Raw genomic sequence first — 24412 nt, forward strand, 5'->3', positions numbered from 1 at the left:
GCCTTACGCCTTACGCCTTACGCCTTACAGTTTCAGGGGCGCGAGAGCCTGATAGGGCGCTCGTTGAAATTGCGCTTACAATCCCAGTAAAAAGCCATTATAATGCCCGCCTTATAATGTATTAGGGGCGTAGTTCCAATTGGTAGAACGGCGGTCTCCAAAACCGACGGTTGGGGGTTCGAGTCCCTCCGCCCCTGCCATTTACCTCGCCGATAGCGGGGTTTTCGCGTCTATGACAGACTCAGCTTTAAACAGGTAGCTTTATGAGTGCAAATATTGAGAACCAGGGTGGGGCTAAAGATACTCTGCTATGGGGTGTGGTGTTCATTATATTGATAGCGTCTATTGTCGCTAACTCTTTTTATAGTGAGTTGCCGGTGGCCATTCGTGCTGCTGCTGTCGTGGTTGCTGTGGGTATTGCCGCTTTGTTGGCTTACCAAACAGTCAAAGGCAAGAATGCGCTTGCGTTCGCTAAAGAATCTCGTCTGGAAATGCGAAAAGTAGTGTGGCCCAACCGCCAAGAAGCCATTCAGACGACCTTAATTGTATTGGCCGTCACTGCTGTGGTTGGCTTGTTTCTGTTTTTACTAGATGGCTTGCTGGTATGGCTGGTCAATCTAGTTACCGGAGTATAAGGATTCACCATGTCAGAACCAGAACAAAGAATGCGTTGGTATGTGGTCCAAGCTTTCTCCGGATATGAAGGTCGCGTATCCAAAACCTTGATTGAATATATCAAGATGCAGGAAATGGAAGATCAATTTGGCGAAGTGCTGGTGCCTACCGAAGAAGTGGTAGAAATGCGCGCCGGTCAAAAGCGTAAGAGTGAGCGTAAGTTCTTCCCAGGCTACGTGCTTGTTAATATGCAAATGAATGATGCTACTTGGCATTTAGTACGCAGCATTCCTCGCGTAATGGGCTTTATTGGCGGTACGCCAGAGCGTCCTGCTCCTATTTCAGACAAAGAAGCAGATGCCATTCTTAATCGCCTACAAGATGCGATTGATAAGCCAAAACCAAAAACACTGTTCGAACCAGGCGAAGAAGTACGAGTGTCCGATGGACCTTTTGCTGATTTTAATGGCGTGGTGGAGTCGGTCGACTATGAGAAGAGCCGAGTAAAAGTGTCGGTGCTTATTTTCGGGCGTTCAACGCCAGTCGAATTAGAATTTGGTCAAGTTGAAAAACTGTGAGTCATTTTTCAGCATAGATCTTGCGAGGGGCGGCAAATAGCACTATAATTTGCCGCCCTTTTAATTCAGGGGAGCCGATTAGAGTATTACTCTACGGCGTTATCACCCAAAACCGAGGTAATCTCAATGGCTAAGAAAGTCCAAGCCTACATCAAGCTGCAAGTTGCAGCGGGTGCAGCAAATCCAAGTCCTCCAGTTGGTCCAGCTCTGGGTCAGCACGGCGTTAACATCATGGAATTCTGTAAAGCGTTTAACGCCCGTACAGAAAGCATGGAAAAAGGCTCGCCAATCCCAGTAATTATTACTGTGTACAGCGACCGTTCTTTCACTTTCGAAACCAAGACGCCACCTGCGGCTTACTTGTTATTGAAAGCTGCTGGTACTAAATCTGGTTCAGGCAAACCTAACTCAGAGAAAGTGGGTACTGTTACTCGCGCTCAATTAGAAGAAATTGCTGAAACTAAGCTAGTAGACATGACCGGTGCCGATGTTGATGCCCGCGTTCGTTCAATCGAAGGTACTGCTCGGTCTATGGGCCTGGCAGTGGAGGGTTAAGACTATGGCTAAATTAACTAAGCGCATGCAAGTTATCCGTGATCGCGTAGATAACACTAAAGAATACGAAATTAACGAAGCGGTTGCTTTGCTACAAGAACTGGCTAACGCCAAATTTGTAGAAAGCGTAGACGTAGCTGTTAACCTTGGCATTGATGCTCGTAAATCTGACCAAAACGTACGTGGTGCAACTGTACTGCCAAACGGTACTGGTCGTGACGTGCGCGTTGCTGTATTCACTCAAGGTGCCAATGCTGAAGCCGCTAAAGAAGCCGGTGCTGAGCTAGTTGGCATGGAAGATTTGGGTGAATTGGTTAAGAAAGGCGAAATGAACTTCGACGTTGTGATTGCTTCTCCTGATGCAATGCGTGTTGTTGGTCAGCTAGGCCAAATCTTGGGCCCACGCGGTCTGATGCCTAACCCTAAAGTAGGGACTGTTACCCCGAACGTTGCTGAAGCAGTTAAAAATGCGAAAGCCGGTCAGGTTCGCTATCGCAACGACAAAAACGGCATCATTCATACCACTATCGGTAAGAAAGACTTTGATGCTGCTAGCCTAAAAGGCAACTTAGAAGCTTTGCTGGTGGCACTGAAGCGTGCTAAGCCTTCATCTTCTAAAGGTATCTTTATCAAAAAAGTAACCCTGTCTACCACTATGGGTGCAGGCGTTGCTATTGATCAAGCAAGCCTAGAAGCTTAATAAGCGTTTACAAGGCGTAAAAACTCACGTAGTATTTTGCGCCTTGCATTTGGTTGGGGGCTTCGACTCCCGTCCAAGACCGTTGGAGGCGGTAACACGCCTTAAAACTTCCAACGTAGATGGTGCGCCGGGACCCAGTTAGAAAATATTTTTTCTTCTGGTATCTGCCACCTTGGTGCCTCTAATGTTAATTAGAGGCGTATGTATAATCTGGGTATTATCCCAGGTGGAACCAGGAGTTTAGCCAATGGCATTAAGACTCGAAGACAAAAAGGCAATTGTTGCTGAAGTCAACGACGTTGCCAAGGGCGCCCTGTCTGCAGTAGTCGCCGATGCACGTGGCGTTACTGTAGCTGCTATGACCACACTGCGTAAGCAAGCGCGTGAAAACGATGTCTACCTTAAGGTAGTTCGTAACACGCTAGCTCGTATCGCAGTAAAAGAGACTGACTATGAATGCCTTAATGAGGTATTTGTTGGTCCTACCTTGATTGCGTTTTCTAACGAACACCCGGGCGCTGCTGCTCGTTTGTTTAAAGATTTTGCTAAAGAGCAACCCGCTTTCGAGGTTAAAGGTCTAGCTTACGAGGGCGAATTCATCCCCGCAACTGATCTTGACCGTCTCGCAAAACTGCCGACATACGACGAAGCAATTGCAAAGCTAATGGCGACTATGAAAGAAGCCTCTGCTGGCAAGCTGGTACGTACTATCGCAGCTCTGCGCGATCAAAAGCAAGAAGTAGAAGCAGCATAAGCTGTTGTTTGCCTCTGTATAATCAAACACTTCAGAACATTAGGAATTTGAGTCATGTCTCTTACTAAAGACCAAATCATTGAAGCCGTTGCAGAAATGTCTGTAATGCAAGTTGTTGAACTGATCGAAGCCATGGAAGAGAAGTTTGGCGTTTCTGCTGCTGCAGCCGTTGCTGTTGGTGGTGGTGATGCTGGTGGCGCTGTTGAAGAGCAAACTGAATTCGACGTTATGTTGACTTCATTTGGTGCTAACAAAGTAGCCGTTATCAAAGCCGTACGTGGCGCAACTGGTCTTGGTCTGAAAGAAGCCAAAGGTCTGGTTGAAACTGCTCCTTGTGCCGTTAAAGAAGGCCTAAGCAAAGCAGAAGCAGAAACTCTGCAAAAAGAACTTGAAGAAGCCGGTGCTTCTGTTGAGCTCAAATAAGCTAGTTTTTAGCTTAGCGGCCTGAGAAATCAGGCTAGGGCTGGTGAATATTTATTCACCAGCCCTTTTGCGCTGTAAAATGAGAGGAATTTTCACATCGTTTGTGCCTCTTATGAGTTCCAATCATCGAATGTTGTCGAGACGTTCGTGTATTAAAAACGATGTTATTTAGAGCTGTCCCATTTGGACAGATGGGTCACTTATCAGCGAGCTGAGGAACCCTATGGTTTACTCTTACACAGAGAAAAAGCGCATTCGTAAGGACTTCGGTAAACGTGCCCAGGTCTTGGACACGCCTTACCTACTTTCAATCCAGCTTGATTCCTTCAAACAGTTTATTGAAGCAGATCCGCAAGGCGAACACGGTTTGGAAGCGGCTTTTCGTAGCGTCTTCCCCATCGCCAGCTATTCTGGCAATGCTGAATTGCAGTATGTTAGTTTCCGGCTGGGGGAGCCGGTGTTTGACGTTAAGGAATGTCAAATCCGTGGTGTAACTTACTCCGCGCCTTTGCGCGTTAAGTTACGCATGGTTCTTTACGATAGAGAAGCGGCACCCGGTACCGTTAAAGACATTAAAGAACAAGAAGTCTACATGGGCGAAATTCCGCTCATGACTGAAAATGGTACCTTTGTTATCAATGGTACCGAGCGAGTCATCGTCTCCCAGCTGCACCGCAGCCCGGGTGTGTTTTTCGATCACGATCGTGGCAAAACCCACTCTTCAGGTAAGGTTTTGTATAACGCCCGTGTGATCCCTTACCGTGGTTCCTGGCTCGATTTTGAGTTTGATGCGAAAGACAACTTATTTGTTCGTATCGACCGTCGTCGTAAGCTACCCGCGTCTATTATTTTGCGCGCGTTGGAATACACAACAGAAGAAATTCTGGCCATGTTCTTCGATACCACTGGTTTTGAAGTTGCCGATGGCAAGCTAATGATGGAGCTCAAGCCTGAGCGTTTACGTGGCGAAACAGCCTCGTTTGACATCTTAGTTGATGGTGCAGTGCTGGTTGAAACCGGCCGTCGCATCACCGCCCGTCATATCCGTCAATTGGAAAAGGCAGGCCTTAATAAACTTGAAGTACCGGTGGAATATGCTGTCGGTAAAGTGGTTGCCAAAGACTATGTGAACGCCGATACCGGCGAACTGGTTATTGCAGCCAATACAGAACTTAGCCTAGAAGTATTAGCTAACTTGTCTGTGGCTGGCATTAAGCAATTTGATACCTTGTTCACCAATGAACTGGATCACGGTGCTTATATGTCTGACACCTTGCGTATCGATTCTTCTACTAACCGCTTAGAAGCGCTGGTAGAAATTTATCGCATGATGCGCCCAGGTGAACCACCGACGCGTGAAGCTGCTGACACCTTATTTGAGAACTTATTCTTCTCAGAAGACAGATACGATCTCTCTACCGTAGGCCGGATGAAATTCAACCGTCGTCTGTTCCGTGAAGAGACAGATGGTGTGGGTACCCTAACTAAGTCCGATATTGTTGACGTGATGCGTCGTTTGATAGACATCCGTAACGGTAACGACGAAGTGGACGATATCGACCACTTGGGTAACCGCCGTATTCGCTCTGTAGGCGAAATGGCTGAAAACCAATTCCGTGTTGGCTTAGTGCGTGTAGAGCGTGCGGTGCGTGAGCGTCTATCATTAGGCGATCTTGACACCTTGATGCCTCAAGACTTAATTAACGCTAAGCCGATTTCGGCAGCGGTAAAAGAGTTCTTTGGTTCAAGCCAGTTGTCACAGTTTATGGATCAAAACAACCCGCTTTCAGAAGTGACGCACAAGCGTCGTATTTCTGCATTAGGCCCAGGTGGTTTAACCCGTGAACGCGCCGGTTTTGAGGTGCGAGATGTACACACTACCCACTATGGTCGTTTGTGTCCTATCGAAACCCCGGAAGGCCCGAATATCGGTTTGATCAACTCACTGGCGTGCTACTCGCGCACCAACGAGTACGGTTTCCTTGAGACCCCGTATCGTAAAGTGATTGATGGTCAAATTACCGACGAAGTGGACTACTTGTCTGCCATTGAGGAAGGTCACTTTGTGATCGCACAGGCGAATGCCGCCTCTGATGACAACAACCGCTTAAGTGAAGAGCTGGTTGCCTCGCGCCATAAAGGTGAAGCCACCTATATGAATGCGGATCAAATCCAGTACATGGATGTGAGCCCACAACAGGTAGTGTCTGTTGCGGCGTCTCTTATCCCCTTCCTTGAGCACGATGATGCTAACCGCGCCTTGATGGGCTCGAACATGCAACGTCAAGCTGTGCCGACACTGCGTGCCGATAAGCCGCTAGTGGGTACTGGTATTGAGCGTGCGGTAGCGGTTGACTCAGGCGTAACCGTGGTGGCTAAGCGTGGTGGTATTGTCGATTACGCCGATGCTTCACGTATTGTCGTTAAAGTGAATGAAGAAGAGATGCGTCCTGGCGAAGCCGGTATCGACATCTATAACCTCACCAAGTACACCCGTTCTAACCAGAACACCTGTATCAACCAGCGTCCTTGTGTGATGCCGGGCGAGAAAGTGCTGGGTGGCGATGTCTTGGCCGATGGTCCTTCAACTGACTTGGGCGAATTGGCGCTGGGTCAGAACCTGCGCGTGGCCTTTATGCCATGGAACGGGTACAACTTTGAAGACTCCATGCTACTGAATGAGCGTTTGGTTGAAGAAGATCGCCTGACTACTATTCATATTCAGGAACTAACTTGTATCTCTCGTGATACTAAGTTGGGCCCTGAAGAAATCACCGCCGACATCCCGAACGTGGGTGAGTCTGCGCTGAGTAAGCTGGATGAATCAGGTATCGTTTATGTGGGTGCAGAAATGCGTCCAGGCGATATCTTAGTGGGCAAAGTGACACCTAAGGGTGAAAGCCAGCTCACGCCAGAAGAGAAGCTACTACGAGCTATCTTTGGTGAAAAAGCCTCAGACGTAAAAGACTCGTCGTTACGTGTACCTAACTCAGTGTTTGGTACTGTGATTGACGTGCAAGTCTTTACCCGTGATGGTGTAGAAAAAGACAAGCGTGCCCAAGATATTGAGCACATGCAGCTTAAGCAGGCTAAGAAAGACTTAACCGAAGAGTTCAGCATTCTTGAAGACGGCGTTTATGCCCGTGCTCGTAACGTACTTATCGCCTCTGGCATGAGTGCAGAGCAAGTGGCTAAAATTGCCCGTAATCAGTTGTTAGAACAGTCGGTTGATGACGAAGCCAAGCAAATTGAGCTGGAGCAATTAGCTGAGCAACAAGCTGAGCTAAAAGCCGACTTCGATAAGATGTTTGAAAATAAACGTCGTAAGATCACCCAAGGCGATGACTTAGCACCGGGCGTGTTAAAAATCGTTAAGGTGTATTTGGCCGTTAAACGCCAAATTCAGCCGGGTGATAAAATGGCCGGTCGTCACGGTAACAAGGGTGTTATTGCAACCATAGTTCCCGTAGAAGACATGCCCCATGATGAGCACGGCGTACCGGTAGATATGGTACTAAACCCATTGGGTGTACCATCGCGAATGAACATTGGTCAGGTTCTTGAAACGCACTTAGGCTTTGCTGCCAAAGGGCTGGGCGAGAAAATTGACCGCATGATCAAAGAGCAGCAAGAAGTGGCTCGTTTGCGTGAGTTTATTCAAGAAGTCTATGATTCAGGTGATGGTCTACGTCAGCAAGTAGATATTTCTACTTTCAGTGATGCAGAAGTGCATACCTTGGCTAATAACTTACGCCACGGTGTACCCATTGCAACACCGGCGTTTGATGGTGCCGATGAGCACGAAGTGAAGCGTTTGCTGAAGCTGGCTGACTTGCCCGAGTCGGGTCAAGTGACCTTGTATGACGGCCGTACCGGTACCAGTTTTGAACGTCCGGTTACCGTGGGTTATATGTACATACTGAAGTTGAACCACTTAGTGGACGACAAGATGCACGCCCGTTCTACTGGTTCGTACAGTCTGGTAACGCAACAACCGCTGGGTGGTAAAGCTCAGTTTGGTGGTCAGCGTTTCGGTGAGATGGAAGTGTGGGCACTGGAAGCATACGGTGCTGCTTACACCTTGCAAGAAATGTTGACGGTCAAGTCGGATGACGTTAACGGTCGTACCAAGATGTATAAAAACATCGTCGATGGTGATCACCGTATGGAGCCGGGCATGCCCGAGTCTTTCAACGTATTGTTGAAAGAAATTCGCTCTCTCGGTATCAACATCGAGCTGGACGAAAGCTAAGGCGACAGACTGCCCGAGAAATAACGGTGCCCTTGCTTATGCCGGGGCACCTAGGTAGAACTCCTCACAGGAGACTAACGTGAAAGACTTACTTAAGTTTTTGAAAGCGCAGAATAAGACAGAAGAGTTTGATGGGATCAAAATTGGTCTGGCATCCCCAGACATGATCCGCTCTTGGTCTTTTGGCGAAGTCAAAAAGCCTGAGACTATTAACTACCGCACCTTCAAACCGGAGCGTGACGGCCTTTTCTGTGCCCGGATTTTTGGTCCGGTCAAGGACTATGAGTGTCTGTGTGGTAAGTATAAGCGCCTTAAGCATCGTGGTGTTATCTGCGAAAAATGTGGCGTTGAAGTTACCCAGACCAAGGTGCGCCGTGAGCGCATGGGCCATATTGAACTGGCCAGTCCTGTTGCCCATATTTGGTTCTTGAAATCCTTGCCAAGCCGTATCGGTTTGTTGTTGGACATGACACTGCGTGACATTGAGCGCGTGTTGTACTTCGAATCCTTTGTGGTGATCGAACCCGGTATGACTAGCCTTGAGCGTGGTCAAATGCTGTCTGAAGAACAGTATTTAGACGCGCTTGAAGAGTGGGGCGATGAGTTTGACGCCAAGATGGGTGCCGAAGCGGTACTGGCCTTGTTGCGTGAAATTGACCTTGAAAGCGAAATTGACGCTATGCGTGAAGAGCTGGGTCAAACCAACTCTGAAACCAAGCGTAAGAAAATTACTAAGCGCTTCAAGTTAATGGAAGCTTTCCACGGTTCAGGTAACAAGCCTGAGTGGATGGTGATGAGCGTACTGCCTGTGTTACCACCGGATTTGCGTCCTTTGGTACCGCTAGACGGTGGCCGCTTTGCAACCTCTGACTTGAACGATTTATATCGTCGCGTAATCAACCGTAATAACCGTTTGAAGCGCCTGCTTGACTTGGCCGCACCGGATATTATTGTGCGCAACGAAAAGCGTATGCTGCAAGAGTCTGTGGATGCGTTGCTCGATAACGGTCGTCGCGGTCGTGCTATTACCGGTTCTAATAAGCGCCCACTGAAATCCTTGGCTGATATGATCAAGGGTAAACAGGGTCGTTTCCGTCAGAACCTGCTGGGTAAGCGTGTTGACTACTCCGGCCGTTCGGTGATCGTGGTTGGCCCAACATTGCGTTTGCACCAGTGTGGTCTGCCCAAGAAAATGGCACTTGAGCTATTTAAGCCCTTCATTTACGGCAAGCTAGAGTCTCGCGGTTTAGCGACCACGATTAAAGCGGCCAAGAAGATGGTTGAGCGCGAAGAAGCCGTAGTCTGGGATATTCTAGACGACGTGATCCGCGAACATCCGGTATTACTCAACCGTGCACCTACCTTGCACCGCTTGGGGATACAGGCATTTGAGCCAGTGTTGATCGAAGGTAAAGCGATTCAGTTGCACCCACTGGTGTGTGCGGCCTATAACGCCGACTTTGATGGTGACCAAATGGCAGTACACTTGCCATTGACCATAGAGGCACAGCTTGAAGCGCGTGCGCTTATGATGTCCACCAACAACATACTGTCGCCTGCTAACGGTGAGCCTATCATAGTACCTTCGCAAGACGTGGTACTGGGTCTGTACTACATGACTCGTGAAAAGGTGAACGCCAAAGGCGAAGGCATGTTGTTGACCAGCGCCAAAGAAGCGGAAAAAGTATACCGTGCTGGCCATGCTGAATTGCATGCCAAGGTAAAAATTCGTATTACCGACTTTGAGCGTCAAGAAGATGGCACAGAGATAGAAACGACTTCTATCCGCGATACCACTGTGGGTCGTGCTATTTTGAGCTTGATTGTGCCTAAAGGCTTGCCTTACAGCATGATCGATCACGACATGACGAAGAAGCAAATCTCTAAGTTGATGAACGCGTGTTATCGTCGTTTGGGCCTGAAAGATTCGGTTATCTTTGCTGACCAACTCATGTATACCGGCTTCCATTACGCGACGCTTTCAGGTGTGTCTGTTGGTATCAACGACATGGTTATTCCCGATGCGAAGAAGCACATCATTGATGAAGCTGAAGCAGAAGTGACCGAGATTCAAGATCAGTTCCAGTCAGGTCTAGTGACTGCCGGTGAGCGTTACAACAAAGTTATCGATATTTGGGCAAGTGCTAACGAGCGCGTGTCTAAAGCCATGATGGAAAACTTGTCACAAGACGAAGTGGTTGACGCAGAAGGCAACACAGTACTGCAAGACTCCTTTAACAGCATCTATATGATGGCTGACTCAGGGGCGCGTGGTAGTGCGGCTCAGATCCGACAGCTTGCGGGTATGCGTGGTCTGATGGCAAAACCAGATGGTTCTATCATCGAAACCCCGATTATTGCGAACTTCCGTGAAGGTTTGAACGTACTACAGTACTTTAACTCCACCCACGGTGCGCGTAAGGGGCTGGCAGATACGGCATTGAAGACGGCAAACTCTGGGTACTTGACACGTCGTTTGGTTGACGTGGCGCAAGACTTAGTGATTACCTCTGATGACTGTAATACTTTCGACGGTCTGTGGATCAGCTCCTTAATTGAAGGTGGTGACGTTGTTGAGCCTCTGCGTGAGCGTGTGCTGGGTCGTGTTGTCGCTGAAGATGTAGTTCGCCCAGGTACAGAAGACGAAATTCTGGTTGCCCGTAACACCTTGCTTGATGAAAAGTGGTGTGACGAGCTAGAAGAAAGCTCTGTTGACCGAGTGAAAGTACGCTCTGTTATCACTTGTGATAACGACCAAGGCGTATGTGCGCATTGTTACGGTCGTGACTTGGCTCGTGGCCACTTGGTTAACCAAGGCGAAGCTGTGGGTGTTATTGCCGCTCAGTCAATTGGTGAGCCAGGTACTCAGCTTACCATGCGTACCTTCCACATTGGTGGTGCAGCATCAAGAGCCGCAGCAGAAAATAACATTCAGGTGAAAAATGCCGGTACTGTTAAGCTGATTAACGCCAAGTTTGTAACTAACAGTGATGGCAAAACGGTGATTGTATCCCGTTCGTCTGAGCTGACCATTCTTGATGAAATGGGACAAACTCGTGAGAACCACAAACTGCCCTACGGTGCTTTGTTGGATCAAGCCGATGGCGAGCAGGTTCAAGTGGGCCAAGTAGTGGCTACTTGGGACCCGCACACGCACCCCATAGTGACCGAAGTGGCGGGCCACGTTAAGTTTATCGATATGATTGATGGCGTAACTATTAGTCGTCAAACCGATGAGCTGACCGGTCTGTCTAGCATTGTGGTGATGGATGTCAATGAGCGTCCGGCCTCAGGTAAAGATTTACGTCCAACTGTTAAGTTGATTGACGACAACGGTAATGATGTATTCATTCCTGGCACCGACCTGTCTGCCCTGTACTTCTTGCCTGGCCGCGCGATTGTGAGCCTAGACGACGGTGCAGTGGTAAACGTGGGTGATGCGGTTGCTCGTATTCCGCAAGAATCGGGTGGTACTAAAGATATCACCGGTGGTCTACCACGAGTGGCTGACTTATTTGAAGCGCGTCTACCGAAAGAGCCGGCTATATTGGCGGAAATCTCCGGTACCATTTCATTCGGTAAAGAAACCAAAGGCAAACGCCGCTTGGTGATCACACCGTTAGATGGTGGAGATGCCTTCGAAGAAATGATCCACAAATGGCGTCATGTGAACGTGTTTGAAGGTGAAAAGGTCGAAAAAGGCGAAGTTCTGGCCGATGGTCCAGAATCAGCCCACGATATCTTGTGTCTGCGTGGCATTAGCCCCGTTGCCAACTATATTGTGAACGAAGTGCAAGAGGTTTACCGCTTGCAAGGCGTTAAGATCAACGACAAGCACATTGAGACCATTGTGCGTCAAATGCTGCGTCGTGCCGAAATAATGAACTCGGGTGATTCTGACTTCATTAATGGTGAGCAGGCTGAAGTGGTCCGTATCCGTCAGGCAAATCGTGCGTTGGAAGCGGCAGGCAAACAGCCTGTTGAATACCGCCATGTGTTGATGGGTATTACTAAGGCGTCTTTGAGCACCGAATCTTTCATCTCAGCGGCGTCCTTCCAGGAAACCACTCGAGTACTGACCGAAGCGGCTGTTTCCGGCAAGGTAGACACCTTACGCGGTCTGAAAGAAAACGTGATTGTAGGTCGTCTGGTACCTGCTGGTACAGGGTTTGCCTACCATCAATCGCGCAACGCCCAGCGCTCTACAGATCAAGCAGTAGCCGTATCGGCAGATGAAGCCGAACAGAGCCTTGCTAACCTGTTGAACGCTACAGATAAGTAATAAGCAACATCTCTCGACTCGCTGATAACAAAGGCTCCCGCAAGGGGGCCTTTTTTTTGCCTGTATGTTTCTGTCTTTTGTAGGGTCGAATTTATTCGACCGGTTATAATTCGAGCCACGTTTTTGGTCGAATAAATTCGACCCTACGTTAGGGGGAGCTTGGTACTTACTGTTTGGTCCGTACCTTCCGTTGTCTTTAATGTTCTGTTGCAAAACAGATCAAATGCTTACTTGGATTGGTATTAAAAGCGGACAGCGTAAAGCGCTGAACGTATGACATTCTTTTTCGCTTATTCCTTTGGGGTATAAAAAATCATCTTTTATTCTTTCTTGTTTGTCTCTAGCTCGTTTATGCTATAGGCATCTGGAATAGTGGAAGCAAATCATATGCTGTTAAAAGAACTCGCGGCGTCTGCCAGCCCGCTAAACGAACAACAAGTCCATAAGCTTACTCAGGTGGCAGCCGAGTTAAGTGCGACTCAACTTGCGTGGGTGAGCGGTTATTTTTACGGTATCAGCCAGCAACCCGGCGGCGTGGCAGCACCCGCCCCCCAAGCTCAAGCTCAGCCTGCCGGCACCTTGACCATTATTTATGCCTCACAAACCGGTAATGCCAAAGGCGTTGCCGAAGAGCTACAAGCCAAGGCTAGCGCCAATGGGGTAGCAGTCAAATTAGTGAGTGCTGGCGATTACAAGGTACGTCAGCTGAAAAAAGAGACTCACGTGCTGATTGTGGCCAGCACCAATGGTGAGGGCGAAGCACCGGATGATGCTATTCAGTTCCATAAAGAATTAAAAGCCGGCAAAGCCGGTAAACTCGATGGCCTTCAGTATGGTGTGATTGGCCTTGGGGATTCTTCTTATGAGTTTTATTGCCAAACCGGTAAAGACTTTGATGAGTACCTGAGTAAAGCCGGTGCTAAGCCGCTATTAGGGCGTCTAGATGCCGACGTTGACTATGAAGAAGTCTGTGAAAAGTGGAGCCAAGAGGCGGTTGATCTTGTTAAAGACGCCTTAAAAGGTGAGGCCGCTAATGACATGGCACCGGTAGTGCCGCTCACCGAGGGCGCCACCAGCCTGTATAATAAAAAACACCCTTTTGCCGCTGAGCTATTAACCAATCAGGCGATTATTGGCCGTGACTCCGATCGTGATGTACGCCATTTTGAAATTTCATTAGAAGGTTCAGACTTAACCTATCAGCCCGGTGACGCGCTGGGGGTCTGGTTTAGCAACGATGAGCAACTCGTGGATGCGGTGCTGGCACAAACTGGGGTAGATGCAACCAGCGAAGTCATAGTGAATGAGCAAACCGTGACCATTCGTGAAGCCTTAATTAACGACTATGAATTAACTCAAGGCTATGCAAGCTTTGTACAGTCTTACGCTGAGCTGACCGATGCGCCTAAGTTGCGCGCCTTGGTGGACGATAAAGCAGCACTGCGTGAGTATTGTGCTAATCATCAAATTTTAGACATTGCCCGAGAGCAACAAGGCGCCCTTACCGCCGAGCAGCTGCAAGCCAGCCTGCGCCGCTTAACGCCGCGTTTATACTCCATTGCCTCATCGCAGGCTGAAGTAGAAGACGAAGTGCATTTAACGGTGGGCGTGGTGCGTTTTGAGCAAGATGGTGAGGCCCGCAATGGTGGCGCTTCTGCGCATTTAGCTGACCGCCTAGAAGAGGGGGGGCAAGTACGAGTATTTGTTGAGCATAACGATAACTTCCGCCTACCGGCTGACGATAATACTCCCATCATCATGGTCGGCCCAGGTACGGGAATCGCGCCGTTTCGTGCCTTTATGCAAGAGCGTGATGCCCGTGATGCTAGCGGCCAAAACTGGTTGTTTTTCGGTAACCCACACTTCACTCAAGATTTCTTATATCAGCTGGAATGGCAGCGTTATGTGAAGTCTGGCCTATTAAATAAGATTTCACTGGCCTTTAGCCGTGATCAGCAAGAAAAGATTTACGTACAGCATAAGTTACGTGAGCAAGGTGCTGAGGTGTATCAGTGGTTAGAGCAAGGCGCGCATTTCTATGTGTGTGGTGATGCTAACAAAATGGCCAAAGACGTGCATGATGCCTTAATTGATATTGTGGTGGAGCACGGTAATAAGAGCACCGAACAAGCGACTGAATATGTGGATGCGCTGCGCGCAGCTAAGCGTTACCAGAGGGATGTGTACTAATGAGCGAACTAAAACTGTCCGATAATGAGCGCATGAAGCGCGAGAGTAATTTTTTACGCGGCACCATAGAGCAAGACTTACAAGATGAGTTAACCGGTGGTTTTACTGGTGATAACTTTCAGATGATCCGCGTACACGGCATGTATCAGCAAGATGACCGTGATATTCGCAACGAACGTACCGCTCAAAAGCTGGAACCTTTGCATAATGTGATGCTGCGCGCCCGTCTACCTGGCGGTATTATTAAGCCAGAACAGTGGCTGGTGATTGATAAGTTTGCCGAAGAAAGCAGCATTTATGGCAGTATTCGCCTCACCACTCGTCAAACTTTTCAGTTTCATGGGGTGCTTAAGCGCGACATTAAGCATATGCACCAAACCCTAAATAGCACCGGAATTGACTCCATTGCTACCGCCGGTGATGTTAACCGTAACGTATTATGTACCAGTAACCCGGTTGAATCTGAACTGCATCAAGAAGCCTATGAATGGGCGAAAAAGATTTCTGAGCATTTATTACCAAAAACCCGTGCTTATGTCGAAATTTGGTTAGATGGCGAGCGTCTAGATACGCCAGATGAAGAGCCCATTTTAGGGACGACGTATTTACCTCGTAAGTTTAAAACCACTGTGGTGGTGCCGCCTCATAATGATGTGGACGTACACGCGAATGACTTAAACTTTATTGCCATTGCCGAAGCCGGCAAGCTGGTGGGCTTTAACGTGTTAGTGGGCGGTGGCTTGGCCATGACCCATGGTGACCATGCGACTTATCCACGTAAAGCCACCGATTTTGGTTTTATTCCGGTCTCTCACGCATTAGCCATTGCCGAGGCGGTGGTGACTACCCAGCGGGATATGGGTAATCGTGTGGAGCGTAAAAACGCCAAAACCAAGTATACGCTTGAGCGGGTGGGCGTTGAGGTATTTAAGGCCGAAGTAGAAAAGCGGGCGGGTATTGAGTTTGCTGAGGTGCGCCCGTATGAGTTTACGAGCCGTGGCGATCGCTTTGGTTGGGTAGAGGGCATTGATGGCAAGCAGCATTTAACGCTGTTTATTGAAAATGGTCGAATTCTAGATTATCCAAGCAAGCCGCTAAAAACCGGCATGCGTGAGATTGCTAAGGTTCATCAGGGTGACTTTCGCTTAACCGCCAATCAAAACCTGATTATTGCCGGTGTACCCACAGAGCAAAAAGACCAAATTGAACAGCTCGCTCGCGAGCACGGTTTGATTGAAGACACAGTATCAGATCAGCGCAAGAGCTCGATGGCCTGTGTGGCTTTGCCGACTTGCCCATTAGCCATGGCGGAGTCGGAGCGTGTCTTGCCAGCCTATGTGACCGAGCTGGAAGGGTATTTAGCGAAGCACAATATTGATGATGACAATATTATCTTCCGTGTTACCGGCTGCCCTAATGGCTGTGGCAGAGCTATGCTGGCGGAAGTTGGCTTAGTGGGTAAAGCGCCTGGTCGTTATAATCTGCACTTGGGCGGTAACCGTGAAGGTACGCGCATTCCGCGTATGTACAAAGAGAACATTACCGACCGCCAGATCATGGAAGAGCTGGATCAGTTAATTGGTCGCTGGTCGAGTGAGCGCAATAGCGGTGAAGGTTTTGGTGACTTTGTGATCCGTGCCGGCATTATTGCACCGGTTATCGACTCGGCGAGGGACTTTTATGCAGTCTAGTTTACTTCCCAGCTTATCTGAGCTGAATAGTTTAAACAGCGTTGAACGAGCGGCGGCCTTGGCCCCGCTTAATCAAGAACTTGCGGCTATGAGCGCACCCGAGCGGGTACGCTGGGCATTGGAGCACCTACCGGGTGCTCCCGTGTTATCGTCAAGTTTTGGTATTCAAGCGGCGGTAATGCTGCACTTGGTGACTCAAGAAAAAGCAGATATTCCGGTGATTTTGACTGACACCGGCTATTTGTTTCCAGAAACGTATCGTTTTATTGATGAACTCACTGAGCGTCTAGGCTTAAACCTTAAAGTTTATCAAGCGACTCATTCTGCCGCTTGGCAAGAAGCCCGTTATGGTCAGTTATGGTGTCAGGGTGAAGAGGGTCTGAGCCGTTATAATCAAATTAATAAAGTTGAACCCATGCAGCGCGCCTTGCGTGAGTTAGATGCTGGCATTTGGTTTTCGGGGCTGCGTCGTAGTCAGTCTGAAAGTCGAGATAAATTAGAGGTGTTAGGAATACAAGGCGGTCGCTTTAAGTTCTTGCCGATCATCGACTGGAGCAATAAAGACGTGCACTATTACCTAAAGCAGTTCGATTTACCGTATCATCCATTATGGGAGCAGGGATATGTTTCTGTAGGGGATGTACAAACCACTGCTAAGTGGGAACCCGGTATGTCTGAGGCTGATACTCGTTTCTTTGGTATGAAACGTGAGTGTGGTCTTCATGAAAATCAAGAAGCCGATGGCAGTGGTATCTAGTCTGCACGGCTCTTTGGCTTTATCAGCCAACAATAGGAGAGTGCATGCGAATTCAAGAGATAATGACGCGGCGTATTGCTACTGTGCACCAAGATGACCGATTAGAGTTTGTGCAAGATATTTTTACCCAATCTGCTTTTCGCCATTTATTGGTGCTTAATAGCCAAGAGGTGTTATGCGGTATTATTAGCCATGCCGATATGACCCGTGCCCTTAGCCCTTATTTGGGGACTGACGCTGAGGTTGATCGCGACCGCGATACCCTACAGCGCCGAGTGCACCAAGCAATGAGCCGCAATGTGATAACCATTACCGGTGCTGCTACTTTAGAAAGTGCGGCGCGCATTATGCTTGAGCATAACATTGGTTGTTTGCCTGTTATGGACGACGGCAAACTAACAGGGCTGGTTTCTTGGAAAGACCTACTACGTCAGTTTATCGCTAAAACATAGCGCCGATACCGGGTCGAGCCCGGCATGACGGGTCTAAGCGCCCGGCGCCCAGCTAAAGAAGAGCAAAACTACCCTCTGCTCTCTGCCGTCATACCGGACTTGCTCCGGTATCTCTGCCCCTTCGGAGAGCTTTAAGCCGTAAGCTATAAGCCGTAAGTTAAACAAAAACACTGGGTTAGTTTTGCGTTCCGCGGTGGGCGTAAGGCGTAAAGCCATCTGCTCGAGATCCTGAAACCGTCATGCCGAGCTACGACCCGGTATCAGGATGACGGTTGGGGAAAGATCCTGACTTTCGTCAGGATGACGGCTTAAAGACAATGCCATGCTCTTCTTCCGTCATGCCGGACTTGCTCCGGTATCTTTCTTTGTTGGGTTGGTTTTCAGCTAGGCGCTTGGTGCTGGGCGCTCGGCGCTGTCTTTTATATTCCTTTTGGATATAAAAAGTCATTATTCATTCTTTTGAGATCTACTTGGCCTCCCTTATACTAATACCACTTCAATATATGAGTGGAAACGATTATGGAACACCTGCCCCTATTTATTAAAATTAAACACCGCCCTTGTTTGGTAGTGGGGGGAGGTGCGGTTGCGGCACGCAAGGCTCGGGTATTACTGGCGCGCGGTGCACGACTAACGGTGGTCGCCCCTGAACTTTGCCCCGAACTTGCCACATTGCAGTCACAGTTTATTTGGCAAAATGATGTATTTAATGAAGCCTATTTAGATCAGCAATTCTTAGTGGTGGCCGCGACCAATAGTACTGAGGTGAATGCCCGTGTTTATCAGGCCGCAAATTTGCGCGGCTTGTTAGTGAATAAAGCCGATGATAGCAAACGTTCTGCGGTAATTTTTCCCTCTATCGTTGAGCGCTTACCCTTGCAAGTGGCCTTTAGTACTGGCGGTAATGCCCCTTGGCTAGCGCGTTTATTACGAGCACGTTTAGATGCTATTTTGCCTAAGCATTGGGGCGCCTTGAGCCGCGTGGCAGGTAAGCTACGGCACAAGGTTCAAAGCAGCTTTGCGACTCCCACTGAACGTCGTCGCTTTTGGGCGCGAGTAGAAGATGATGTCACTCTTAATCACCTGTTAGCACAAGGTAAAATTGCAGAAGCCGAGCGCTGGTTAAAGCAGTCGATAGCCAAACCGCAATTAGGCGAGGTTATCTTAGTGGGTGCGGGTCCGGGGGACCCAGATCTACTCACTGTTAAGGCCTTAAATGAATTACAAAAGGCTGAAGTGGTGTTATATGACCAGCTGGTGTCGCCTGAAATCATGGCGCTGATCCGCCCCGAAGCTGAACTGATCGCTGTGGGCAAAAAAGCGGGACATCATAGTGTGCCGCAAGAGCAAATTAATGGCTTATTAGTGGCTCAAGCCCAAAGCGGTAAGCGAGTGGTGCGCCTTAAAGGGGGCGATCCCTTTATGTTTGGCCGTGGCGCCGAAGAACTGCAAGTACTAAAAGCCGCCGGCATTTGCTTTCAAGTCGTGCCGGGCATAACAGCGGCCGCAGGGGCCACTGCTTATGCGGGCATTCCGCTCACTCACCGTGATCATGCGCAAAGTGCGGTGTTTATTACCGGGCACAGTAAACAAGATGGCAAAGAGCCTAATTGGGCATCATTGGCACAAAGCCGTCAGACGTTAGTGATTTATATGGGCTTAATGCGCTCGGGCCATATTCAACAGCGCCTTATTGAGCATGGTTTAGCGCCCAGTACACCAGTCGCACTGATTGAGCGCGGTACCACGCCACAGCAACGGATGGTAAGAGGCAACTTAAGTGAACTGGGGGCGTTAGCTGAGCAAGTGGTTAGCCCTTCATTAATGGTGATTGGTGAAGTGGCTGCATTGGCAGATTCCTTGGCGTGGTTTAATACTCAAGCCTCAGAGCAGGCACAGGCTGAAGCGCAAGCACAATATGCTTAAAAGAAAGCTGTAAGCTTGAAGCTTTAAGAAAGATCCGACACCCAACCCTATTGCAAACCACCTTTATACCGGACTCGTTCCGGTATTTTTTTGAGTTTTTTGCAGAGCGCTTTAGCCGCAAGAGCAATGAAGTCATATTTTATCAGCCATGTGTGCTTTGTCGTCAGCTGACCTTAAAGATAAATTCTTTGCAACGGAATCCACAAAATACACGGAAAAATTAAGCTGAGATAAGGTTGAAAGTGCCAATAATGTTATTGATAAAGCCAGCCGTACGATACGGGTTTTGTAGGGGAGAGTTTATTCGACCGACTTTCGACCGCGCCACGTTTTTTGGTCGATTACTTATTGTATAAAACAAGCGGTGCTAGCATAAAAGTGCCCCGACAATAAAACTGACAACCCTACGAAGGCTTTGTTTTTAATCATTAAATATTTTTCAGATTGGATCGCTATTTTTCCGTGTCTTCCGCGTTCTTCCGTTGCGAAAATATCTTAAAGCTTTAACTGCCCAAGGGGCGCTAGCAAGTCTTGTAGGTCGCGGCGGTAGTCGGTGGGGGTACTTTCTGTGATCAAGCGGGCCAGTTCATTACCGACAGTAGTAAAGCGGTAATATAATAAACGAACGCCTTTTTTTTGCGGGTGGAGCGTCATAGGTTGAGTGTTTAGGATGACCGTCAGCGGGGAGGTAAGCGATAACTCACCAGATTCTAACTCTGACTGATGTAATAACCCCAGCTCAGACAGTTGTAACAAGCCAGCGTAAGGTAAGCGATATCGGCCTAGACTTAATCGTTGCTGGCGCTGACCTTGTAGGAGCGTTTTGTATTGATAACCTAACAATAAGCGTAAATTATCGTCACCAAAATGGCAGCCCAAGGCGCTGGCTTTTTGCAGTAATAGCGCGTCTTTTTGGGTCATATAGCGCAGGCAGCTTAAAGATTGAATGGAGCAATGGCCTGGATGCAATACTTCTTGTGACAAAATATTGGCCCAAAATTGCTGCATGGCGGGGTGGCGAATATTTTCAGCCAGCTTTAAATAATGACTTAGCCAGTCGGGATCGGGCTCATTTCCTACCTCATCACCGCCTTTCCTACTGGCCAGTTCAATAATAGTTTCTAGGTTTTTCTGGCGCGCGGCCTGATCCAGCTGCAACCTTACCGTAAAGCGCTCACCAAAACTGACTTTGGCCTCACCACGCAACAAACCGGCAATGCCCCTTTGCTCGGCTAACTGCAGCAAAAGAGCTCTACGGTTTCTTACTTTACTATCAAGTGTTGCGTTTTTTGGCTTCATCAGTTTCTATTGTTAACCATGTTGGTTTCATGTTAAAATTTAGGCTGAAATTTTAAACGGAGCTATGCATGTACATGCAACAAAATATTAAAGGTAAACCTAGCATCGGTAGAGTGTTATTGTTGATAGGTTACTTCTCAAGCCTAGGTATTTTGGCCACCATTATTGCCATCATAGAGTAAGCAGTAACAAAACATAAGGCCTTGATAAACCTTGGTTGTTTTATTTTTATAGCGCCGTTTTTATCAGCGTCATTACCTCTTTTATTTGCTCACTTGTTAATGCCCCTTCCTTAGCAAAAAGCACCAGTCCTTCCTTATTTAATAGAACAATAGCCGCATTTTTGGCTGTTAGTTGCCACTCTTGTGCTACTGATCCTTTATTGTCGATTATGATTGATGACCAAGGAAATTCTCGTTTACTGCTTTCGGCACTACTACGCACAAAGCCCGATGTCCCAAAGATTGCATCGTCAACATTAATGATGGTAATAGTCTGATAACGGTCGCGGGGAAGCTTGGCGGCTTTAAGTGCTTCAATTAAGGTGGCATTCAGCTCTTTAGCACGAGTACGGCCTGCAATATGTTGTACCAAGCGTACTTTGCCTGCGCCCTTGCTAAGCTGCCAATTACGAGTACTTAATCTATCATTATTAAGTGTGAGTTCCCCGGCATTGGTGACAGCTACCGCAGGCGCGGTTTGTTGTAATGTTAGATTATGGGCCGATGCCATAAAGGGCAGGCAGGTTAACAAAAGTCCGATTCTAATCGACATTTAAGCATTCCTTCAGCGAGTCGTTAACCCAATTAGCCTAAGCGATGTTAATTAATTGTCAAATAGTTAGCGTGAAACGTTAAGCGCTGTACATCGTACGCTAAAGATAAACACAGCTCTGTGTTTGGCTCTTTTAACTTACCGCTTTTTTAGCCGTCATCCTGATACCGGGTTGTAGCCTAGGATGAGGGTTTCAGGATCTCGGTTTGTCTGTAGGCTTTAAACATAAAAGTGAGATATCGGAGCAAGTCCGGTAAGACGGAGGCATAAAAAAGCCTCCAATTTATTGGAGGCTTTTACATGCAGCGTCAGCTTCGTTAATTAGGCTTTATTGAAGCGCTCGGCAGATTCTAAGATCTCAGCTTCGGCAGCGGCTTTGTCGCCCCAACCGTCTAATTTAACCCACTTGCCTGCTTCCAACTCTTTGTAATGCTCAAAGAAGTGTTTAACTTGGGCTTTAAGTAATTCAGACACATCATTAATATCTTGAATGTGCTCATACTCTTTGCTGAGCTTGCTGTGCGGAACGGCAATAATTTTAGCGTCTACACCCGACTCGTCGGTCATGTTTAACACGCCCACCGGACGACAACGGATCACTGAACCCGCTTCTAGTGGGTAGGGAGTGTGTACCAATACATCGACTGGGTCACCATCCAATGACAAAGTGTTATTCACATAACCATAGTTGCACGGGTAAAACATTGGGGTAGACATAAAGCGGTCTACAAACAAGGCGCCTGTGTCTTTGTCGACTTCGTATTTAATGGGATCGGCATTTTGTGGAATTTCGATCACTACATAGATATCTTCTGGGAGGCTTTTTCCGGCAGGTACCTGATTCAGGCTCATGACACTTCCTTTCTATTATGGGTAACAAAATGAATAACTGAGCCTATCATGGTGATGAGCAGGCCTCAGTGATACAAGGGTATTTAGGTTTATTGTCTTTAATCGAGTGATATTATAACTACTGTCGTAGAGATCGCCACACAAGTGCCCAAAGTGGTGACAGATTGTTAGAATACAGACCACACAGCAAACAGAGAGCCTTCATGCATATTCATATTTTAGGTATTTGCGGCACCTTTATGGGCGGCTTAGCCGTATTAGCCAAGCAGCTTGGCTATCAGGTAACGGGGAGCGATGCGAATGTGTATCCTCCGATGAGTACGCAATTAGAGCAACAAGGCATAGGGCTAATAGAAGGTTACGATCCGGCACAGCTGGATCCTGTTCCTGACTTGGTGGTGATTGGTAATGCCATGAGTCGCGGTAATCCCTGTGTAGAGGCGGTGCTTAACCAACGCATTCCCTATACCTCTGGGCCACAGTGGTTGCTAGAGCATGTACTACAAGAGCGTTGGGTATTAGCGGTGGCCGGTACCCACGGCAAAACCACCACGGCGGGCATGCTGGCGTGGATTTTAGAAGATTGCGGTCTTAACCCCGGCTTTTTAATTGGCGGTGTGCCCGGCAATTTTGATGTATCGGCACGCTTAGGCGATGCGCCTTTCTTTGTTATTGAAGCAGATGAGTACGATAGCGCTTTTTTTGATAAGCGCTCTAAGTTTGTACATTATCGTCCCAATACGCTGATTTTAAATAACCTTGAGTTCGATCATGCCGATATTTTTGACGATCTTGGCGCCATTCAGCGTCAATTTCATCACTTATTACGCATGGTACCGGGCCACGGCCGAGTGCTCACTCCTAGTCAAACGCCGGCACTGGATGAGGTGTTGGCCATGGGGTGTTGGAGCGAAGTGGAATATGTTGGCGAACAGGGTTTATGGCAAGCACAGGCGTTACAAGCCGATGGCAGTCAATTTATGGTGCTGCTTGACGGTAAAAAAGTGGGTGAGGTGCACTGGGGCTGCATGGGTTTGCACAACGTGCATAATGGCTTAATGGCATTGGCGGCGGCGCGTCATGCTGGGGTGCCTGTGATTGAAGCCATTAAGTCACTGTGTTTATTTGTATCACCCAAGCGACGTATGGAGTTAAAGGGTACCGTCAATAATATTAGTGTCTGGGATGATTTTGCCCATCACCCTACCGCTATTGCTACTACTTTGGCTGGCCTTAAAGCGCAAGTAAATGCGGCTAACAATGCACAAGGCGGGCGAGTATTGGCGGTATTAGAGCCGCGCTCTAACACCATGAAAATGGGCATTCATCAGCAGCCGTTAGCAGACTCTTTACAATTAGCTGATGCCACTTATTTGTTTCGCCCACCAGGGCTGGAGTGGGATTTAGAGGCGGTCGCGACCGCCTGCCCCGAGGGATGCGTGTATGACGACATGGACTCGTTAATTGCAGCATTGGTTAGCACCGCCAAACCTGATGATCATATTCTGGTGATGAGTAACGGTGGCTTTGGTGGTATTCATCAGCGTTTATTAACCGCGCTTACACAGCACTTGGAGCAATAGTATGAGCACAGAGGGTTACTCTCGTGATAAGCAAATTACCTTAGCATTATCGGGTGCCTCGGGCGCACCTTATGCCTTGTTGTTATTAGAGCGCCTATTAGCCGCAGGTCTGCAAGTGCACTTGTTGGTATCGAGTGCTGCACGCGTGGTGATGGCTACCGAGCAGGGTGAGCAATGGCCGGCTAAGCCTGAGGCATTAACGGCGTTATTAAGTGAGCGTTATCAGGCTAAACCTGATCAACTAAAGGTATACGGTAAAGAAGAGTGGTTTTCTCCGGTGGCGTCAGGCTCGGGGGCACCAGGGCGTATGGTGATTTGCCCCTGCTCTATGGGCACCATAGCGTCTATTGCTACGGGTATGTCAGATAACTTAATTGAGCGTGCCGCCGATGTGGTGATCAAAGAAAAAGGCCAGTTAATAGTGGTGCCGCGTGAGTCACCTTATTCTGCGCTGCATTTAGAAAATATGCTTAAATTAGCCCACCTAGGGGTGACCATTATGCCGGCGTCACCAGGCTTTTATCACCAGCCGCAATCCATAGCGGATTTAGTCGATTTTATGGTGGCGCGCATTCTTGACCACCTCGATTTAGATCATACGCTGGTGTCGCGCTGGGGGTATGGCCGTTAGCATACTGCGCTACGTGTCATTCAATATCCACTATCATACCAATCTAAGTAAAAATGTGATCTGATTTAAAGCTGGACCTAGAGGAAACAGAGTCACCT

Annotated in this window: 18 protein-coding genes and 1 tRNA gene; 16 read left to right on the forward strand and 3 right to left on the reverse strand. The window is 48.2% G+C overall.

The features are described from left to right. Nucleotides 1-123 precede the first annotated feature (123 nt). The 14 genes from ACTHY5_RS04140 to cysG all read left to right on the forward strand — a co-directional run bounded on the left by ACTHY5_RS04140 (nt 124) and on the right by cysG (nt 19175). Nucleotides 124-200 (forward strand) — tRNA-Trp (locus ACTHY5_RS04140). A gap of 63 nt (nt 201-263) precedes the next feature. Then, nucleotides 264-635: a preprotein translocase subunit SecE gene (secE, locus tag ACTHY5_RS04145; RefSeq protein WP_441876782.1), complete on the forward strand. Its 372-nt coding sequence runs from the start codon at nt 264-266 to the stop codon at nt 633-635. 9 nt (nt 636-644) lie between these two features. Next, entirely contained in the window at nt 645-1193 is a 549-nt protein-coding gene (nusG, locus tag ACTHY5_RS04150) for a transcription termination/antitermination protein NusG (RefSeq protein ID WP_441876785.1), read from the forward strand. 126 nt (nt 1194-1319) lie between these two features. Next, nucleotides 1320-1748: a 50S ribosomal protein L11 gene (gene rplK, locus ACTHY5_RS04155; RefSeq protein ID WP_441876788.1), complete on the forward strand. Its 429-nt coding sequence runs from the start codon at nt 1320-1322 to the stop codon at nt 1746-1748. A 4-nt stretch (nt 1749-1752) separates the two neighbouring features. Next, the gene (gene rplA, locus ACTHY5_RS04160; RefSeq protein ID WP_441876791.1) at nt 1753-2448 is read left to right on the forward strand and encodes a 50S ribosomal protein L1; all 696 of its coding nucleotides are present in this window, start codon (nt 1753-1755) and stop codon (nt 2446-2448) included. A gap of 247 nt (nt 2449-2695) precedes the next feature. Further along, nucleotides 2696-3202, forward strand: a complete 507-nt coding sequence (gene rplJ, locus ACTHY5_RS04165) for a 50S ribosomal protein L10 (protein ID WP_441876794.1) — start codon at nt 2696-2698, stop codon at nt 3200-3202. A gap of 54 nt (nt 3203-3256) precedes the next feature. Further along, nucleotides 3257-3625, forward strand: a complete 369-nt coding sequence (gene rplL, locus ACTHY5_RS04170) for a 50S ribosomal protein L7/L12 (RefSeq protein ID WP_441876796.1) — start codon at nt 3257-3259, stop codon at nt 3623-3625. Nucleotides 3626-3848: 223 nt separating this feature from the next. Then, the gene (gene rpoB / locus ACTHY5_RS04175) at nt 3849-7877 is read left to right on the forward strand and encodes a DNA-directed RNA polymerase subunit beta (protein WP_441876799.1); all 4029 of its coding nucleotides are present in this window, start codon (nt 3849-3851) and stop codon (nt 7875-7877) included. Nucleotides 7878-7956: 79 nt separating this feature from the next. Beyond that, nucleotides 7957-12159: a DNA-directed RNA polymerase subunit beta' gene (gene rpoC, locus ACTHY5_RS04180; RefSeq protein WP_441876801.1), complete on the forward strand. Its 4203-nt coding sequence runs from the start codon at nt 7957-7959 to the stop codon at nt 12157-12159. A gap of 387 nt (nt 12160-12546) precedes the next feature. After that, nucleotides 12547-14349, forward strand: a complete 1803-nt coding sequence (locus ACTHY5_RS04185) for an assimilatory sulfite reductase (NADPH) flavoprotein subunit (protein ID WP_441876804.1) — start codon at nt 12547-12549, stop codon at nt 14347-14349. Further along, nucleotides 14349-16040 carry an assimilatory sulfite reductase (NADPH) hemoprotein subunit gene (gene cysI, locus ACTHY5_RS04190; RefSeq protein ID WP_441876807.1) on the forward strand — a complete coding sequence of 564 codons (1692 nt, stop codon included), beginning with the start codon at nt 14349-14351 and terminating at the stop codon, nt 16038-16040. Before ACTHY5_RS04185 ends, cysI begins: the two co-directional genes overlap by 1 nt. Beyond that, complete coding sequence (locus ACTHY5_RS04195; RefSeq protein ID WP_441876810.1) at nt 16030-16797, forward strand: phosphoadenylyl-sulfate reductase; 768 nt, start codon at nt 16030-16032, stop codon at nt 16795-16797. Before cysI ends, ACTHY5_RS04195 begins: the two co-directional genes overlap by 11 nt. A gap of 44 nt (nt 16798-16841) precedes the next feature. Further along, entirely contained in the window at nt 16842-17249 is a 408-nt protein-coding gene (locus ACTHY5_RS04200; RefSeq protein ID WP_441876813.1) for a CBS domain-containing protein, read from the forward strand. A gap of 519 nt (nt 17250-17768) precedes the next feature. Beyond that, nucleotides 17769-19175, forward strand: a complete 1407-nt coding sequence (gene cysG / locus ACTHY5_RS04205) for a siroheme synthase CysG (RefSeq protein ID WP_441876815.1) — start codon at nt 17769-17771, stop codon at nt 19173-19175. Nucleotides 19176-19670: 495 nt separating this feature from the next. On the opposite strand, the gene ACTHY5_RS04210 is transcribed toward cysG, so the two are convergent. The 3 genes from ACTHY5_RS04210 to ppa all read right to left on the reverse strand — a co-directional run bounded on the left by ACTHY5_RS04210 (nt 19671) and on the right by ppa (nt 22100). Continuing rightward, the gene (locus ACTHY5_RS04210; RefSeq protein ID WP_441876818.1) at nt 19671-20420 is read right to left on the reverse strand and encodes a TIGR03899 family protein; all 750 of its coding nucleotides are present in this window, start codon (nt 20418-20420) and stop codon (nt 19671-19673) included. A 282-nt stretch (nt 20421-20702) separates the two neighbouring features. Beyond that, nucleotides 20703-21248, reverse strand: a complete 546-nt coding sequence (locus ACTHY5_RS04215; RefSeq protein WP_441876820.1) for a YtfJ family protein — start codon at nt 21246-21248, stop codon at nt 20703-20705. Nucleotides 21249-21569: 321 nt separating this feature from the next. Then, nucleotides 21570-22100 carry an inorganic diphosphatase gene (ppa, locus tag ACTHY5_RS04220; protein ID WP_441876823.1) on the reverse strand — a complete coding sequence of 177 codons (531 nt, stop codon included), beginning with the start codon at nt 22098-22100 and terminating at the stop codon, nt 21570-21572. 203 nt (nt 22101-22303) lie between these two features. Here ppa and mpl point away from each other — a divergent pair, with 203 nt between their 5' ends. Beyond that, nucleotides 22304-23683: a UDP-N-acetylmuramate:L-alanyl-gamma-D-glutamyl-meso-diaminopimelate ligase gene (mpl, locus tag ACTHY5_RS04225; protein ID WP_441876826.1), complete on the forward strand. Its 1380-nt coding sequence runs from the start codon at nt 22304-22306 to the stop codon at nt 23681-23683. A 1-nt stretch (nt 23684) separates the two neighbouring features. Further along, nucleotides 23685-24314 carry a flavin prenyltransferase UbiX gene (locus ACTHY5_RS04230; RefSeq protein ID WP_441876828.1) on the forward strand — a complete coding sequence of 210 codons (630 nt, stop codon included), beginning with the start codon at nt 23685-23687 and terminating at the stop codon, nt 24312-24314. Nucleotides 24315-24412: the final 98 nt, after the last annotated feature.

The sequence above is a fragment of the Oceanisphaera sp. genome (assembly GCF_052084945.1).
Taxonomy (GTDB): domain Bacteria; phylum Pseudomonadota; class Gammaproteobacteria; order Enterobacterales; family Aeromonadaceae; genus Oceanimonas.